This is a genomic window from Bacteroides sp. AF32-8BH, assembly GCF_003435205.1.
In the GTDB taxonomy this organism is placed as follows: domain Bacteria; phylum Bacteroidota; class Bacteroidia; order Bacteroidales; family Bacteroidaceae; genus Bacteroides; species Bacteroides ovatus.
On record NZ_QVLZ01000026.1, the window covers coordinates 5460 to 19493 of the forward strand.

General features: G+C 43.3%; 11 protein-coding genes. 1 reads left to right on the forward strand and 10 read right to left on the reverse strand.

The genetic code is table 11. The features are described 5' to 3' along the window. On the forward strand, positions 1-187 hold a 187-nt coding region (locus DWZ47_RS31055; RefSeq protein WP_394815354.1), incomplete at its 5' end, for a hypothetical protein. 421 nt (positions 188-608) lie between these two features. Here the strand turns inward: DWZ47_RS31055 and DWZ47_RS18060 are convergent. The 10 genes from DWZ47_RS18060 to DWZ47_RS18105 all read right to left on the reverse strand — a co-directional run bounded on the left by DWZ47_RS18060 (position 609) and on the right by DWZ47_RS18105 (position 13928). After that, positions 609-956 (reverse strand): hypothetical protein, encoded by a 348-nt coding sequence (locus DWZ47_RS18060; RefSeq protein ID WP_004307507.1) that lies wholly within the window; start codon positions 954-956, stop codon positions 609-611. Between the two features lie 1284 nt (positions 957-2240). Then, positions 2241-3245, reverse strand: coding sequence for an aldo/keto reductase (locus tag DWZ47_RS18065; protein ID WP_004307509.1), 1005 nt, complete (start codon positions 3243-3245; stop codon positions 2241-2243). A gap of 86 nt (positions 3246-3331) precedes the next feature. After that, positions 3332-4819, reverse strand: coding sequence for an MBOAT family O-acyltransferase (locus tag DWZ47_RS18070; RefSeq protein WP_004307510.1), 1488 nt, complete (start codon positions 4817-4819; stop codon positions 3332-3334). Beyond that, positions 4806-5723 carry an SGNH/GDSL hydrolase family protein gene (locus tag DWZ47_RS18075; protein WP_008646306.1) on the reverse strand — a complete coding sequence of 306 codons (918 nt, stop codon included), beginning with the start codon at positions 5721-5723 and terminating at the stop codon, positions 4806-4808. The genes DWZ47_RS18070 and DWZ47_RS18075 overlap by 14 nt, the downstream gene beginning before the upstream one ends. Then, positions 5710-7110 (reverse strand): SGNH/GDSL hydrolase family protein, encoded by a 1401-nt coding sequence (locus DWZ47_RS18080; protein ID WP_004310861.1) that lies wholly within the window; start codon positions 7108-7110, stop codon positions 5710-5712. Before DWZ47_RS18080 ends, DWZ47_RS18075 begins: the two co-directional genes overlap by 14 nt. Positions 7111-7225: 115 nt before the next feature. Then, entirely contained in the window at positions 7226-7519 is a 294-nt protein-coding gene (locus DWZ47_RS18085; protein WP_004307513.1) for a PG0541 family transporter-associated protein, read from the reverse strand. Between the two features lie 12 nt (positions 7520-7531). Beyond that, the gene (locus tag DWZ47_RS18090) at positions 7532-10690 is read right to left on the reverse strand and encodes an efflux RND transporter permease subunit (RefSeq protein ID WP_004310863.1); all 3159 of its coding nucleotides are present in this window, start codon (positions 10688-10690) and stop codon (positions 7532-7534) included. A 114-nt stretch (positions 10691-10804) separates the two neighbouring features. Beyond that, entirely contained in the window at positions 10805-11842 is a 1038-nt protein-coding gene (locus DWZ47_RS18095) for an efflux RND transporter periplasmic adaptor subunit (RefSeq protein WP_004307515.1), read from the reverse strand. A 33-nt stretch (positions 11843-11875) separates the two neighbouring features. After that, complete coding sequence (locus DWZ47_RS18100) at positions 11876-13222, reverse strand: TolC family protein (RefSeq protein WP_004310868.1); 1347 nt, start codon at positions 13220-13222, stop codon at positions 11876-11878. 55 nt (positions 13223-13277) lie between these two features. After that, the gene (locus DWZ47_RS18105) at positions 13278-13928 is read right to left on the reverse strand and encodes a TetR/AcrR family transcriptional regulator (RefSeq protein WP_004323670.1); all 651 of its coding nucleotides are present in this window, start codon (positions 13926-13928) and stop codon (positions 13278-13280) included. Between the last annotated feature and the right edge of the window lie 106 nt (positions 13929-14034).

The window sequence follows — 14034 nt, forward strand, 5'->3', positions numbered from 1 at the left end:
TAGTTTTTCTTTTTACGCTGGTTTCTCTGGCTCTCTATGCGAAAGGGAAAGAAGGTATGAAAGAATAACTCTTGCCAATTTTCTTTGCGAATCGGACTGCAAAGATAAGAACTTTAGTTATTATAATCCAAACTTTTTCGGAAGTTTTTTGTTCTTTTCTTTAAGTGGGATTCCACTTTTTCACTAAGTCAATTTGTCAAGGCTTTCTTCTCTTGGAAAGCGGGTGCAAAAGTACGCCCTTTTGATATATACTCCAAATATATCAAACTATTTTTTCTAATTATTTTTGAATACATTTGCTAAAGTGCTGACGCATAACGATGTTGTAGAACATATTTTTTATGTATAGGGAAATTGTGCGCGGAAACGACGAGAGGGATACACATTATTATATCACACGCGGGCGAGTGAAGGCGTGAAAAGAGAATGAAAAGAAAAAGACGAAAAAGAAAACTACAAGAAAATAGATATTAGAAAAAAGCAAGAGGATTTAGAATCAACCGTCAGAATACTTTTTCTAAGCGGTCTAACGGTTGACTATTCCATAGGTATAGATCGGATAAATACAGAGTGGGTACTAATCAGATTCTAACTATAAAATCAGAATGTCATTCTTTTTTAGAGTTCTCTATTCGCAGGCTGACAAGTTCAACCCACTTCTTTATGCCCAAATCAAAGCCGCCTTTTTCTAACAGATGAAGGGCGCCCGCATAATGAAGGGCAGTCTCCTCCCTACTACAGCTTATCTTACAAGACAGTTTACCCAGATAGTATTCCAGCCGGGCCATTTGGATATAGTCCAATAAAGTATAATCCCCTTCGATTGACAAATCAATCAACTCCCGTATCAAAGCATAGGCTAGTTCACATTCCGTATAGGTTAAATCCGAGAGGGGTTTGTACATAACAGGATGCTGAGTCAGCTGAACAACAATTCGATTAAAGTCTCCGTACATAGGTTGCGTTTATTACCGCATCAGTTCCCGGTGGTGCGAGGGTTATAAAAAAAGAGAGCGTGGAAACTATCTATTCATGCCATATATAGGTATCCGCTAAGACCCCTTTCGTGAACATGAATGATAGCCCCACGCCCAATTGGATATATAACAAGGTTATACAGACAATAGTGCGTGAGACCTGTCATTCATTCCATTCACGAAAGTTAAAATTTAGCGGATTTTATATATGAATGTAACAAATAACCGTTCTCAATAAAATTATTAAAAAACTACTTCCTTCGCTCGAAAGTAAGTTATCACAAAAGTAGAAATAAATATCTATTAAACAAACAATTTTGACAGGAAAAACATGATAGATCAATTAATTCAGTCTATATCGCATAAAAAACACAAACCCAATATCCTACTAGAAACAATTTCTCATTTTCATTTCTCATATTCCATAACATGCACAATAATTTTCTGTAAATCAACAATATAACACAATGAGAATAAAAATACAAAACGGCATTTCTCATAGTATGACCCGCATTTTGTACATAAAACAACCTATTTCATAACTTATCAAGGTATTTCTCATAGTATTTTGACTATTTATCCTATAAATTCTCAAGCTAGATCCTAAGCTAAAGACCAAGTTGAATACCAGACCATGCACCTATTTACAATATATCATCAGTGCTTATTGGAAGTATATAGAGCAGGTATCCGCATATTTTTCTACCGGCATCTATATCGTTCCACTCCAGTGGACAGGCCTGTGCACTAGAGTAGAAAGAACCGTCCACTAGAGTGGAACGATCTGTTCACTCGAGTGCAATGATACAGATAGTAGCAGGAAGAAATAGCAGTGAGTAAGGGAAAACAGTAAGATATAAGGTGAATGATACACAGGAAAGCAGTAAACAATAGGAAGTTGATTAATAAACGACATAGGGAAAGGAATAATCGTAAGTCCGGCGAGAGTCCGGGAAAAGCTGCAGCCATCATGTATGAGAAATGAGCAAAACAAATAAGAAGGAGTATGAGAATAAGATGAGAAATGATTTGAAACCTATGAAAAATGCATCTTTTTTAGGGGTAAATGATGGAAATACTATGAGAAATGCCATTTCACAGTTCATTTCTCATAGTATTATATCATTGATTTACAAACTATTATCATATCATTTATGAGAACATGAGAAATGAATATGAAAAAACATTTGCAGAAGCTGAATTCAGCGGAGACTGCTGAATTCAAATTGTAAATACGACACCTCCTTATGAATCAGGCTGAATTTATCCGGGTAAAATTTGCTCTATTTCTTTCAACTCGTCTGCCGTGAACTCCAAATGTTCCAGCGCTTTCAAATTGTCGGCTAACTGATTCACAGAACTTGCACCTACAATCACTGATGTCATTCTTTCGTCTTTCAGCACCCATGCCAAAGCCATTTCAGCCAGCGTTTGCCCACGGCGGCGGGCTATTTCATTTAATTGACGGGCAGCTTCTACCTTTTCATGCGTCACTTGAGATTGTTGAAGAAAACCCGAAGAACGGGCAGCACGGGAACCTTCCGGAATGCCGTTCAGATATTTATCGGTCAATAATCCTTGTGCCAAAGGAGAGAAAGCTATGAAGCCGGAACCGTACTCCGCTGCTAAAGGAAGTGATTCAGCCTCAACCGCACGATCGAACATACTATATCGATATTGGCTGATAAGACAGGGAACACCGGCTTTTGCCATCATCTCATAGGCAACACGGGCTTGTTCGGGAGGATATTTAGAAATTCCGATATACAATGCTTTACCTTGCTTCACAATATCAATCAATGTCTGAATGGTTTCTTCAACTGGAGTGACTCCGTCATAACGATGACTATAAAAGATATCAAAATACTCCAAACCTGTCCGGCAGAGACTTTGGTCAATGCTCGCCATCAGATTTTTTCGAGAGCTATTTCCGCCATAAGGACCTGCCCACATGTCATGACCGGCCTTGGAAGAGATAATCATTTCATCCCGGTAGCCTTGAAAGTTCTCTTTCAAGATTCGTCCGAAATTTACTTCGGCACTTCCGGGAGCAGGACCGTAATTATTTGCCAAGTCAAAATGAGTAACACCGTGATCGAAAGCATACTTAATCATGTCGGTTGCTACATTGAAATTGTCCACACTACCGAAATTATGCCACAATCCCAAAGAGATTAGAGGTAACTGCAAGCCACTCTTGCCACAATATGTATAAGGCATCTGTTCGTAACGATCAGCTGCCGGCTGATAACTGAAAGAGTTTTCCATAAAGCAGAATGTTTATATTTTCCTTTCACAAAGAAAGGAAAAATATTCCAATTACGGCTTCAACCGGATATTAAAAAGAAGGCGGATCAGAACTGGAAATAGATAAACGGCTGAATCTCCGAACTCTTCATCTGAATAACAAGGTAAATCAAAGCTATCATCAACACTGCTTTTCCTACGAACGGTAGACGGATCACTCCCCGGCAAGCTGCATTTTCCCAGCTATCGGGAGCAAAATGAAGCAGGAAGCCGAGCAACATTAATGCGAATACTTTCCAATATCCTTCAAGTAACTGTGGGAACAGTTGCGGACGGAAAGTAGTGAATATCTGTCCCAGCATATCCATTGAGTTCTGAAAATCGGCATTACGGAAGAAAATCCAGCAGAAGCAGACAAAATGGAAAGTAATAACCACTCCGAATACACGCCGCCAACCATGACTTTGTTCTCCTTTCTTACGCCCGGTGATGGTCATCCACATTTTATGCAATGCTAAAGCAACTCCGTGGAAGGTTCCCCAAAGAACGAAGTTCCAAGATGCGCCATGCCATAATCCACCCAGAAACATGGTAATGATAAGATTCAGATATTGCCGGAACTTACCTTTTCGGTTTCCTCCTAAAGAAATATACAGATAATCCCGCAGCCAACTGGACAAAGAGATGTGCCAACGACGCCAGAATTCGGTAATGGAGGCAGACTTATAAGGAGAATTAAAGTTGAGATTAAAATGAAAGCCCAACAATAAAGCGATACCGATAGCCATGTCACTATATCCGGAAAAGTCGCAGTAAATCTGTAAAGCATAACCATACACTCCCATCAGATTCTCAACACCCGAATAGAGAGTAGGATTATCAAAAATACGTTCTACAAAGTTGATGCTGATATAGTCGGAGATAATGGCTTTCTTGAAAAGACCGGATACGATCAGGAAGATTCCGCGGCCGAACATCTCCTGCGAAACAAAGAGAGGTTTCCGGATTTGCGGGATAAAATCGCGGGCACGCACGATAGGTCCTGCCACCAACTGGGGGAAGAAAGATACGTAGAAAGCATAGTCCAAAAGATTCGTCAATGGCTTTATGTCCCTCCGGTAAACGTCGATGGTGTAGCTTAGCGACTGGAAAGTAAAGAAAGAGATACCGACCGGCAGGAATATATCAAGGGCGGTAAACTCTCCTCCCATCAATGACGCTATCACTCCACCCAGGAAATTGGTATATTTGAAATAGACAAGAAGTCCCAGATTGATACTCAGACTCAAAACTACTAATCCTTTACGTTTCCAATACCCTTCTGCACGATCCATTAGCTGTGCAAGAAAGAAGTCGGCAACGGTGACTATAGCAAGCAGAAAGAAGTATGTGCCGCTACTCTTGTAGTAGAAATAATAGGAAAAGAGGGTGACAAACAAGATGCGGGCAGTGTATTTACGTTGTAACAACACATACACTACCATGAAAGCAGCGAACAGCCAAAGGAAGATACCGCTGCTGAATATCATCGGGGCTTGCGGATCGTAGGTAAGTACCTCTTTTAGTCTACTGAAATCTATATCAATGGGAAACATAGTCATTATATGCTTGTATAAGTGCTTGGTATAATAAATTTCCTTGCAGGATGTATCCTTCAGGTAAATAATGTACATGATCGGGACGCATCAGGTTTGCCTCCGTCCAGTTGGTGCAGGCACGACGCTTCCCTCCGACTACATCATACATATCCCACACGAGCAGGCGATGGTCTTTGGCATAACGGCGGATAGTTTCCGCTGCTGTTGCCGTACGGGGATTGATGGCATACGTGCGTCTACGCCTCCGTTGCCGGAAACTTTCATAGGAACCGGGAGGGGTAGTCAGAAGAATGGGGATGTTAGGAAGACTGTCGCGCAACAGTTTCACAAGTTCATCCATCTGATTGTAGTGCACATTTATATTATAACGCCGGTTATGGCTTTCATTGGTTCCGAAAGAGAGAATCAGCAATTCGGGTTTCAAGGCAGCGATTTCGGTAATACGATCCGGATGGGTAAATGTTAGGCAAGTAGCTCCGTTGACGCCTTTATCAATATAAGAAATGGCACCAAAGGTTTCTGCCAAACGGGCACCGGTGGTTTGGGGATAGATATGTCCACGCACGTGGCTATCGCCAATATGAACGATGCGGACTGTATCTTCGGAGAGTCCGGCACGTACCTGGCGGAGATGTTCAAAGACGGGAGCCAGCAGAGCAATGCTGTCAATAATCTCATTCCGTCCGGTTTCGCGAAAAGCAGCAGGGAAGGCTACTTGTACGTTGATCGTATCATTCGCCCAGTTCATTTCCCGTAAAGGCTTTATCCGCTTTGCAGTCTTTCCCAATGGAGAGCATACAGGCATACGGTCTTGCGCGATTGTTTCTGTAAGAAAACAAGGGACACTCAACATACCGGCGAGAATGAGAATAAAGATGGACAGCAGGTTACTCTTTCTCATAAGCACGCCTCCTGTCGTATTGTTCCTTACCATAGATCATGGTTTCATAAAGCAATCCAGCCAAATGCTTACCGCCACGGAAGTTTATATGCGTATAATCGTAGTTTGCCATAGAGGGTTTGGCATGGACGAGTTTTGCCATACTGCCTTCTCCGCCCATTGCTTCAAACATATTCCAGAATGCAATACCGCTTTCAGCAGCAATGTTCTGCTGATAACGAATCAGATTCTTAACACCGGGCATGGTACGGAGTTCGCCGTTTTCGTTCTTATAATCACGGTCGCCAACGCTCAATAACAGAATTCCGGCTTGTGGGAAACATTCTTTCAGATGCTCGATAGCTGTAATCAATCCTTTCTGGTAATTATCATAATTGCGTCCCCGTTCGGTAGCTACATTCAATCCATATTCGAGGATAATCAGGTCGTAAGGACGCTGGCGGTTAAACTGCTTCAACGTTTGTACCGGAATACCGCGCAGGGAAAGACCGGAACTGCCACGCAACGAGAAGTTATCGAGAATGATTCCTTTCTTTCCATCCATTGCCAAGCCATAGAACAGGGCAGAGTCCGCACGATCTACTGTCCAACGGATAGAACCGATGCGTCCGTCCACCTGAACTTGTTGTAATCCATCAGAAGGGCCTAAAGAGTAATTCTTGCTTTCTCCTTTGTTCACACGGGCAGAAAGAAGAACGGAATCTTTATTATAGAAGAAGATAGAAGCACGTTGGCAAGTATCGAGCAGGGAGGCGTATTTATTTTGTCCGCGTAGTTCTACATAAGCTCCGTTCCGGGGGACAAAATAGTGTCCGGAAATGCCTTGTTTCTTCTTATCGAAATAGATACTGTCTGTTACTGCATGGCTGGACCATCCGCCAAATGTATGCCGTACCGTAGGACGGTAACCGCTTGTCATGGAAGTGATGGTAACAAAACCTACACCACAACCGCCGAATTGTTTCTGAAGCATTTCGCGCAAGTCGGCTGTAAATATATCCGCTTCGATAAAAGAGTCTCCGAATACGGCAATGCGTACCTGTTTGTCATCAGAGTCATCTGAATCACTGGAAGAGATACGATTGAGTGCTTCATAAAAAGGAGCCATCCCCCGGAGAGTGGAATCACTGTAATCTTCAATGCAAGTCATACCTGCACGACAAGTATCTACAAAGACCGGCTTTACAACTGGAGGCAAAGGGATACTGTCCGAATCAGCTGTGGCAATCTCCGATTCCGGATAACGAAGGTCGCTCAAAAGGTCTACACGCCTCATCGTGTGCCCGTCAATGGTCAGTACCGGAAGCCAATGAAGCCCGAGTAAGGCTGCAAATACAATCAGTACGAACCACAACGAATATTTCAAATAATTCTTTATTATCTCCATAATGTTTCTAAAATCCCAAACGACCGCAAAGATAGACAAAAGCCACAAAAAGAAAGGAGAATCTACATTATTTATTAGATTCTCCTTTCCTTTTTATCTATCTACCGGATCACATTTAAATGGTCCGTTCAATGTTCCACACAAATGCACGCAAACCTAATTGTTCCGTCTGCAAATCCATTTTATGCAAGGTGTCGAGCAATGAATCGACTTTGTTATCTTCTACCACTGTCAGGATAGCCGAGCACATACTTGGCCAGGCATGGCTTCCGAAATGCGGATCGCCTGTTTTCGAACCACGTCCCTGTACTTTTTCAAGGTATGTAAAGCCACGACAACCCAAACGGTCGAGCAACGCCATGATTCGTTCGTAATAAGCCTGGTCGAATGTTATCAATACTGATTTCATATTTCTTTTCTGTTATTTCTTAATAATGTTATCTTTATTCGCCTGGAAATAAACGTCCAATTCACGTTGACGGCGGAGTTTACGACGACGGTTCTTGATACCAGTTCCCGCGAATACACAATATAGAGTAGGAATCAAAATCAATGTCAAAACAGTAGATATCGTCAAACCACCGATTACGGCAATTGCCATCGGACTCCACATTTCCGAACCTTGACCGCCACCGATAGCCATCGGAATCATACCGAGAACGGTAGTAGCGGTGGTCATCAGTACCGGACGAAGACGGCTCTTACCTGCTGTTACCACAGAGTTCAAAACAGCCAATCCACGTTCTCGACAAAGGGTAATGTAGTCAATAAGCACAATACCGTTCTTCACCACAATACCAATCAACATGATACCTCCCAATAAACTCATGACACTCAATGTGCTGTTCGTAAAGAATAGTGCCATCAAGACACCACTAAACGCAAACGGCAGGGAGAACATGATGATAAACGGATAAGTCAGTGACTCGAACTGCGCTGCCATCACGATAAATACCAGAACAACAATCAGGATGGCAAGTGTTCCCAAATCGCGGAATGAATCCTGCTGATCTTCGTACGAACCGGAAATCTGGATGGTGACTTCTCCCGGAAGATCCATTTTATCTATCACCTTATTTCCGGCAGCCACTACGTCGCCCAGCGGAGCTCCGGAGATTACAGCGGAAACGGTCACGATACGTTCGCGGTCTTTACGTTCGATGGTAGGAGGTGCAAAACGTTCGACTACCTTTCCGACGTCTTTCACACGAACGGATTGTCCCTGTGCATTGTAAATGAGGATATTTTCGAGACTCTCCAGGCTTGTACGGTATTCAGGTGCGTAACGCACTTTGATATCATATTCATCTCCGTCCTCACGATATTTAGATGCTACCGCACCATTGACACGGTTACGCAGATAGTTACCAGCAGTTGAAAGATTCAAGCCATGCATCGCCAGTTTTTCACGGTCGAAGTCTACCTGGTATTCCGGTTGGTAGTCACTACGGCTGATATTTACCTCGGTCACGCCTTTTACTTTCAATAATTCACGTTTCAGACGGGCTGCTACGCTATCGGTTACTGTCATATCGTATCCGTAAACCTCAAAGTCGGCACTTGCCTGCGCGGACATACCCGTGTTACTACCTCCGAGGATTACCTGTGCTTTACTGAATTCCGGATAGGCTTTCAAATCTTCACGCATCTCATCACAGACTGCTTCCAAAGTGATGTCACGATCACCCGGGTCTACCAAACTGATGTTGAACGAGATTATATGTGAGCCATTGTCCTGCATGGATGCCCAAGTGTTGTCAGAATCAGCCTGACCGACTGTATAGTTACAGACTTTCATTATGTCTTTATACTTCGTCAGCCATTGGTTGGTTAACTTCTGAGATAATTCCTGCGCTATCTCTTTTCGTGTACCGATTGGAAGTTCCAACTGTACGGCAATACGGGCATTATCCTGTGCCGGGAAGAACTCCGTACCGATGCCCTTTGCACACAGCAAACTGACAACGAAGAAAGCAATACATCCCACAATCACAATCGGACGATGACGTACAGCCCAGTTCAACATCTTCGCATACCAAGTATCAAGTCCGTCGAGCGCTTTCTCAATCGGAGTAAAGAAGAGCTTGAACATTTTCGATGGTTTCTTCTGCAAGCGAAGTAACTGAGAACAGAGCATCGGAGTCAAAGATAGTGCGGCGACCGTAGAAATAAACATGATGGCACACATCATCCAACCCAACTGTTTGAAAAGCACACCGGACATACCGCTTACCATCGTCAACGGGAAGAACACGGCAATCATGGTCAACGTAGAAGCAATTACAGAGATTGCCACCTCATTTGTTCCGTGCACGGCTGCCTGTTTCGGATCGGAGCCACGCTCGATATGGGTCGTTACGTTTTCAAGTACCACAATCGCATCATCCACCACCATACCGATAGCAATAGAAAGTGACGAAAGCGAAATAATATTAATCGTATTTCCACTAATCGCCAAGTAAATGAACGAAGCAATCAACGAAAGCGGAATAGTGATACAGATAATCAGCGTCGCACGCCAACGTCCCAGGAAGAGGAACACGACGATGACAACAAAGAGCAAGGCATAAACAACGGTTTCCGTCAAACTGTCGATGGTGTTCAAAATGTTGTCCGAGGTATCGACAATGACACCAATCTTCACGTCGCTCGGCAGGTTCTTTTGAAGCCTCGGCAGCGCGTCGGCCACTTTCTTGGAGATTTCTACCGAATTGGCTCCCGACTGTTTCTGAACTACAATCATAGCACCTTGCACACCATTATTATAGGTTTCCTGTGCACGTTCTTCCACGGTATCGACAATACGGGCTACATCACGCAAAAAGACATTCGCCCCATTGTGTGTACCCACCACTACATCTGCCAACTGACGGGAATCATCAAACTCACCTTCTACACGCAGTGCATAGGTTTCGCTACCAATATCGAAGTTACCACCGGGAATGTTCTTATTCTCGGCTCCGATAATGGAGCTGATTGTTTCAATAGTCAGGTGATAGGCTTCCAGTTTGTTGGGGTCGCAATATACCTGAATCTCACGTTGCGGTGCACCACTGATGGAGACGGTTCCGACTCCCGGAATACGTGCCAGCGGATTTACCACACGGTCGTCCAATATCTTATAAAGCGCTGACTGACTCTCATTGGCCTGTACGGAAAGCAACACGATCGGAATCATGTCCGTACTAAATTTGAAGATGATCGGATTCTCGACATCATCGGGAAGCTGTGAGCTTACCATGTCGAGTTTATCGCGCACATCATTGGTGAGAACGTCAATATCGTTACCAAACTCGAACTCCAATGTAATTAATGACATATTCTCGGAAGAACGGGAGGTGATATGTTTCAGGTTGCTCACCGCATTCAACGTATTTTCGAGCGGGCGAGTCACATTATTTTCTATATCCGAAGCACTTGCTCCGGGATAAGCGGTCATTACCATGATTGTATTCGTGTCAATGTCCGGATACAAGTCGATAGGTAACTTGGACAAAGAGAAAAGACCAAAAATCACCACTGCCAGAAAGCAGAGGGAGGTCATAATCGGTTTCTTAACCGCACCTTCGTATAAACTCATGTTGTTTTATTTAAAAGCCTCTCCCCGCTCCTCTCCCAAGAAGAGGAAGCCGGAAGATCGTTTTGAAATCAGGTTAATTAATAAAAGCATTGGGAGAAAGGTACTGTACATCTCTCATTTGGAAGAAAGTTGAGAAGAGGCTTCCACCTCTACTTCCATACCGTTCACCAAACGTGACTGTCCGGCAACTACAACCTGTGAGTTATCGGGCACACCGGATTTCAACTCGTACTCCGTACCCATGCGTCTACCCAGTTCAACCTTATTATAAGATACTTTACCGTCTTTATAAACGAATACATAACGGTCGCCGGAACCTGCCTGCTTAACGATAGCCAAATCAGGAACAACTACGTTTTCTGCTGTACCGAAGTTCAATGTCGCACGGGCAAACATTCCCGGACGCACACGCTGGTCTTTATTATCCAGTCTGATCTCCACCTGGAATGTACGGGTAGTAGCATCTATGGTAGGGTAAATCAGGTTGATGGTTCCTGTAAAGACTTCATCACCATATACATCGAGTTTCACGTCGACAGGAGTACCTTTTTTCACTTTCGTGAAGTAGGTTTCAGACACGTTAATCAGGAGTTTCACGGGAGTGATCTGTTCTACTACCAGAACCGGTTCTCCACCACTGTACATATCGCCATTATCATAGTTGCGCGCAGTGACTACACCATTGATAGGGCTTTGCAAAGAGGTATTCTCCAGCAGATTCTTATAAGCGGTTTTCTTCACATCGAGTTGCATCTTCGAAGCATCCCACTCTGATTTGGACGCACCGCCCACTTTATATAATTCGTCGATACGGTTGAATTCTATTTCCTGATTATCTAGTTGCAGCTTCGTCTGTTTCAGGTTGGCTGCATCCATCTGCACAAGTTTCTGTCCTTTGGATACGCGGTCGCCCACTTCTACGAAAATCTGATCGATACGTACGGGAGACGAAGGCGCAATATTATTCTTTACTTCGGCTTCCACCGTTGCTGTGTAATCCTGTATTTGATCTACGGGGCGGGCTTTTACGTCTGCCAGCTTCACAATAGGCTTTGCGTCCACATGTTCCGCAGCAGCTTTGTCTTTTCCACCTGTACATGAGCCCATAAACACAGTTAACAGCAGGGCTACCAATTGGATACTTCTTTTCATATTCCTTACTTGTAATTTTTTAGTTGTCTATCTTTATTCTTTTCCCAGAACCTGATCGAGGTCTGCCTTAGCAACCAGGTAATCGTATATGGACTGATTGTAGGTGAGTTGCGCCTGTGTCAGTGACACTTGGGAACTGTTCAGTTCGAGCACCGTGCCCTTACCTACATCATAACGTTTTTCGGCAATCACCACCGCTTTCTTTGCCTGCATCACATTTTCCTTGTTGCTGACTACCTGCTCTGTGCTGGCACTCATATTATTGCGACAACTGACAATCTGCATATTCAACTGTCTTTCCGTATCGATACGATTCCAATCGAGCTGGCGCATCTGGATACGGGCAGATTTCACTTTCGTAAAATTGCTTGCCTTATATAAAGGTATGCTGATATTGAACATCAGGCTGGAACTGTTGCTCCAGTTATAATCGAAGAAATTGATATTCGGATTATACAATGACTGATATTGATAGGAGAAGCTCATGGAAAGAGTCGGCATAAAGTTCGTCTTTAAAGACTTTACATTCTTTTCGAGCAACTTCATGTTCAAGTCCAACTGCTTCATGGTGGTATTGTTGTTCAGATTCACATTCTCTTCTTTCAACTGATTGGCAAACATGGTCGTCTCATAGTTGGTCAGATTATCATTAATCTTTATCTCCACATCGGCAGTGATGCCCATCAGAACTTTTAACTGTAATTTAGCCAAAGTCACCGCATTGGCTGCCGCAATCAGGTTCGGCTTAATGCTGCGCATCTGTACTTCCGCACTGATCTTGTCATATTCGCTCACAGTTCCCTGCTGATATTTGGCATTCACTACATTGTAATTATCTTCTGCCAGTTTATAGCTGCCTTGAAGCACTTCATAGCTATCCTGTGCAAGCATTAACTGATAATAAGCCTTGCTTACCTGATTCACCAGATCCAGTTTGGAAGCACGTGACTTCTCTACTGCCAGTTCAATATCCGTCTTTGTCATCGACATAGCACGGTAAACACCCGGCACAAAGAGTGGCAGGTTAATACTCAACCCGGCATTGGCGGTGTTCGAACCGTCTTGCCCCATCTTGAACGACATATCGTTCAATTTCATTTCAGCCGCTTTAATTGTATGGTCTAAGGAACCGGCAATGCTGGCCTCCGGCAACAGACTTTGCCAGGCTTCCTTGCTGGCAACTCTCTTTAAGGCGATTTCTTCCGCTGCCACTTTCATTGTCGGATTCTCATCCAATGCAATTTCCAAGGCTTTGTCTAAGGTTAAGGTTAGGGTATTCTTCTCCGTCTGCGTGTCCTGCGCCTTTGCAAAACCAAATGCACAGAATGCCACAGCTACCAGAAGGATCTTCCGACCTGTCAATCTTTTCATCTTGTTCATAAACTGAATTTCTAATTTAATCTTAATTGTTTGTCAATAGAACCTCACTTTTACTCTAGTCTTCGATGCGGTTCTTGCGATATTCTTGTATAAAGTCTTCCAGTACCCTTGCTCCTTTTTCGGTGGAGATACCGCGTATATAAGTAAACATGATGGATTCGTACACTTCAATGAAAGGGTATTCATTACAGATGTCCGTATTCAAAAGCACATCAAATTGCTCACGTACCAGCAAATTGACAATAGCGAAGTTTACATCCGAACGAAAGATGCCCTGCTCTACTCCTGTTTTGAAGAAGGACATGGTTTTCATCGAATCGCTGTCCTGCCGATTCTTCATCATCTCATATACTTTGGGATATTTCTTAATGTCTTCAAAAAAGCGTTTGTTCGTCTGATGAAACATCTCAATGCTTTTCTGAAAGACTGCAAGTATCACTTCCAACACATTGTGCGACTGTTCAAAGACTTTCTGCAAATACTTGTCTCTGTCTGCCTGTGCCTTCAGTATGCATTCTTTCAACAACGATTCTTTATCCGAAAAGACTTCGTAGAGCGTACGTTTGGAAATTCCTAATGCTGCTGCAATGTCATCCATTGTAATACTCTTGATGCCTTTTGAAGTAAAAGCTTCTGTTGCCGCCGTTATGATCCGTTCTCTTAACTCTACCCGTTGGGAAGCGTCCTTTCCATGCTCTGTCATCATCCGTTTTTCTATTTTATTAAAATGCAGTTTTCGTTTTCTCTTCATTTCCAAAGGAAAAACGGAACAAAGATATATAGAAAACTCAATTAACAAATTAAGTTTCCAG

Coding starts and splice junctions, on each gene's coding strand:
- DWZ47_RS18060 (WP_004307507.1), bottom strand. CDS start 956: ATGTACGGAGACTTTAATCGAATTGTTGTTCAGCTGACTCAGCATCCT.
- DWZ47_RS18065 (WP_004307509.1), bottom strand. CDS start 3,245: ATGGAAAACTCTTTCAGTTATCAGCCGGCAGCTGATCGTTACGAACAG.
- DWZ47_RS18070 (WP_004307510.1), bottom strand. CDS start 4,819: ATGTTTCCCATTGATATAGATTTCAGTAGACTAAAAGAGGTACTTACC.
- DWZ47_RS18075 (WP_008646306.1), bottom strand. CDS start 5,723: ATGAGAAAGAGTAACCTGCTGTCCATCTTTATTCTCATTCTCGCCGGT.
- DWZ47_RS18080 (WP_004310861.1), bottom strand. CDS start 7,110: ATGGAGATAATAAAGAATTATTTGAAATATTCGTTGTGGTTCGTACTG.
- DWZ47_RS18085 (WP_004307513.1), bottom strand. CDS start 7,519: ATGAAATCAGTATTGATAACATTCGACCAGGCTTATTACGAACGAATC.
- DWZ47_RS18090 (WP_004310863.1), bottom strand. CDS start 10,690: ATGAGTTTATACGAAGGTGCGGTTAAGAAACCGATTATGACCTCCCTC.
- DWZ47_RS18095 (WP_004307515.1), bottom strand. CDS start 11,842: ATGAAAAGAAGTATCCAATTGGTAGCCCTGCTGTTAACTGTGTTTATG.
- DWZ47_RS18100 (WP_004310868.1), bottom strand. CDS start 13,222: ATGAACAAGATGAAAAGATTGACAGGTCGGAAGATCCTTCTGGTAGCT.
- DWZ47_RS18105 (WP_004323670.1), bottom strand. CDS start 13,928: ATGATGACAGAGCATGGAAAGGACGCTTCCCAACGGGTAGAGTTAAGA.